This window comes from Teichococcus aerofrigidensis (assembly GCF_054073225.1).
Genome location: NZ_JBSXMU010000212.1, coordinates 1 through 2,871, shown reverse-complemented (window position 1 = coordinate 2,871; position 2,871 = coordinate 1). Strand labels below are relative to the sequence as shown.

The 2,871-nt window shown below is 72.8% G+C and carries 4 protein-coding genes; 1 reads left to right on the top strand and 3 read right to left on the bottom strand.

Annotated features, from left to right (window positions below):
• Positions 1 to 176: 176 nt before the first annotated feature.
• Entirely contained in the window at positions 177 to 566 is a 390-nt protein-coding gene (locus tag ACVMLK_RS20585) for a winged helix-turn-helix transcriptional regulator (protein ID WP_198365334.1), read from the bottom strand.
• Between the two features lie 109 nt (positions 567 to 675).
• Between ACVMLK_RS20585 and ACVMLK_RS20580 the strand changes: the two genes are divergently transcribed.
• Entirely contained in the window at positions 676 to 1,287 is a 612-nt protein-coding gene (locus tag ACVMLK_RS20580) for an NAD(P)-dependent oxidoreductase (protein WP_457487482.1), read from the top strand.
• A gap of 87 nt (positions 1,288 to 1,374) precedes the next feature.
• Here the strand turns inward: ACVMLK_RS20580 and ACVMLK_RS20575 are convergent, their stop codons facing one another.
• Both ACVMLK_RS20575 and ACVMLK_RS20570 read right to left on the bottom strand, forming a co-directional pair.
• The gene (locus ACVMLK_RS20575; RefSeq protein ID WP_457487481.1) at positions 1,375 to 2,142 is read right to left on the bottom strand and encodes a DUF2076 domain-containing protein; all 768 of its coding nucleotides are present in this window, start codon (positions 2,140 to 2,142) and stop codon (positions 1,375 to 1,377) included.
• A gap of 196 nt (positions 2,143 to 2,338) precedes the next feature.
• Positions 2,339 to 2,767: a CoA-binding protein gene (locus tag ACVMLK_RS20570; protein WP_457487480.1), complete on the bottom strand. Its 429-nt coding sequence runs from the start codon at positions 2,765 to 2,767 to the stop codon at positions 2,339 to 2,341.
• Positions 2,768 to 2,871 lie beyond the last annotated feature (104 nt).

Here is a 2,871-nt window from a genome sequence, read left to right as displayed (position 1 = left end):
TTTGGGTCTGGCGGCGCGGGGCGGCGCGGGGGGTTACGCGGCCGGGCGCGGCCACCTGGACGAAGCAGCGCAACAGGTCGAGGTCGAGATCGGGCAGGCGCATGGGCGGAGGCTAGAGCAGATCCGGCCCGGAGGGAATTCTCTCGCCGGCGGAAGACATCCGCCAAAACAAGGGACTAGGGCGAAGATCCGGGCTCGGGCGAGGCGGGGGCGGCCTGCGCCGCGTCATAGCGCCGCTGGGCCGCCAGCACCGCCCCGATATGGCTCTCCGCCCAGTCGCGCAGGGAATCGAGCGTGGCGGCCAGGGTACGCCCCAACGGCGTCGCGGCGTATTCCACCGTCACCGGCACGGTGGGGAACACATGCCGCGACACCAACCCGTCCCGCTCCAGCCGCCGCAGCGTCTGCGACAGCACCTTCTGCGAGATCCCGGTGCGCCGGCGCAGCGTGGCGAAGCGCGTCGGCGCCGCCGCCAGCGTGACCAGGAGCATCACGGTCCATTTGTCGGCGATCCGGTCGAGCACGAGCCGGGTCGGGCATCGCGGATCGTAGAGGTCACCCTGCATGGGGCGGTTTCCTCGGGGTAACGCGGTGCGTCCAAGGTGCCTTCTTTACAGCACCTCACCGCAGGTTATCTGGTTTCCATCAGATACCACGGCGAAGGGACAGACCGCCATGCACATCGCCCTCATCGGCGCCTCCGGCCAGGCCGGCGCCCGCATCCTCCAGGAACTGGCGCGGCGCGGCCATTCCGTCACCGCCATCGCCCGCGATCCCGCCCGCATCGCCGCCGCCCCGGGCGTGACGGCCGTGGCCGGGGACCTGTTCGATCAGGCGGCACTGGCCGAGCGGCTGGCCGGCCACGCGGCCGTCATCAGCGCGGTGCATTTCACGGCCAGCGATCCGGAGAAGCTGATCGGGGCCGTCCGGCAGGCCGGCGTGCCGCGCTATCTGGTGGTGGGGGGCGCCGGCAGCCTGGAGGTGGCGCCCGGCAAGCGCCTGCTGGACAGCCCCGACTTCCCCGCCGCCTATCGCGCCGAGGCCGAGGGCGGCGCCGCCTTCCTGGCCCGGCTGCGGCAGGAGGAGGCGCTGGACTGGACTTTCCTCTCCCCCTCCGCCGACTTCCATGCCGGCGAACGCACCGGGCGCTTCCGCCTCGGCACCGACCAGCTCCTCGTGGCGGCGGACGGCCGCAGCCACATCAGCTTCGAGGACTTCGCCGTGGCCCTGGTGGATGAGGTGGAGGCGCCGCGCCACAGCCGGGCGCGCTTCACCGTCGGCTACTAGAGCGGATCCCGATCAGGGGAAGCGCCTGATCGGGTGGGGATGCTCGCAAAACGACGGGGCCGGCCGGAGCCGGCCCCGGAAGAGGGGTCAGATATCCTCCTCGAAGCCGCCATCCTCGTAGCCCGGATCGTCGGCATAGCCGCCCTGATCCTCCACCGGCGTGGCGTCCTGCCCCCAGCCGGAGGAATCGGCGGCCGGCACGGCATCCTGCTGGCCCGGATCGGTCCACGGGCTGGAGGCCGGCACCGCCTCCTCGGCGAAGGCGCCGGCCGCATCCGTGGCCTGGGTGGCGGCCTCGGCCGCGCCCCCCGAGAAGGCGCCCATCAGCATGTTCCCGAGCACCATGCCGCCCGCGACACCCGCCGCCGTGGTCAGCGCCGAGCCGAGGAAGCCCGAGCCGCGGCCCTGCTGCATCATGCCCGGGTTCATGGGCTGCGGCGGCTGAACCGGCTGTGGGCGCGGCGTCATCGGCACCGGGCGCTGCTGCTGCTGGCCGCCGCCGAACATGCCGCCGAACAGCCCGCCCCGGCCCTGCGGCTGCTGCTGCGCCGCCTGGGCCTGGCGCTCGCTGTTCTCCAGCTGCCACTCCAGCTCCTGGATGCGGTTCTGCGCCTGCACCAGGGCGTGCTCCTGCACGAAGGCCGTCTGCGTCAGGCGGTAGCGCGCCTCCGGGTAGCGGGCGAACAGGTCAGCGATCAGCCGATCAGACTCGGGATCGACCGGCGGCAGGGGCGGGCGGGACTGGGTGGCCGGCACGCTGCTGCCGCCCCAGGGCGAGGCCGCCGGCTGCGAAGCGGAGACCCCCGCCATGCGCTCGACGAAGGCGGTGATGATGCGGCGTTCTTCTTCGGTCATATCAGATCCCCGGACGGGGCCTTTCCCAGACTAGGTTGCCTCGCGCGCCACCCGACCCGCAGGGGGACCGGCGCATGGCGAGCAGGCCATGCGTGTGGCGCGGTGCTGGCATCTGGACCAACCGCCACCGTCTTTCAAGGCCGCGTTAAATTCCGGCCATGTTTTGTCACGCAAATCTCTCCCCGGCTGCCGATCGCTACCCGCGGCGAAGCCCCAGCCGGCCGAACTCGATCACCGGGCAACGGTCCATGACCGCGATCAGCCCCGCCTGCCGGGCCCGCTCCGCCGCCGCCGTGTCGACGACGCCGAGCTGCATCCAGACCACCCGCGCGCCCTGCGCGATGGCCTCGTCCACCACCGCCCCGGCCTCCTCGCTGCGGCGGAAGATGTCCACCATCTCCAGGGGCCCCGCCGCCTCCAGCGAGGGCGCGACGGTGGCGCCGTGCAGGCTCTGCCCGGCCAGGCCCGGATTGACCGGCACCACCGCATAGCCCTGCCGGACCAGGAAGCCGGTGACCTCGTGCGAGGGCCGCGCCGGATTGGCCGAGGCGCCGACCACGGCGATGTGCCGGGTGTTCAGCAGGATGTCGCGGATGGTGTCGTCGCTCAGCCCGTCGATGCTCATGGGAACCTCCGTGTGCCTTCGGGGGCAACGCCGGGCCGGGCGGAAGGGTTCCCCCCCGCCCGGCGGCCGGGGCGCGCGGGGGCGGGCCGATGGCGGATCAGTGC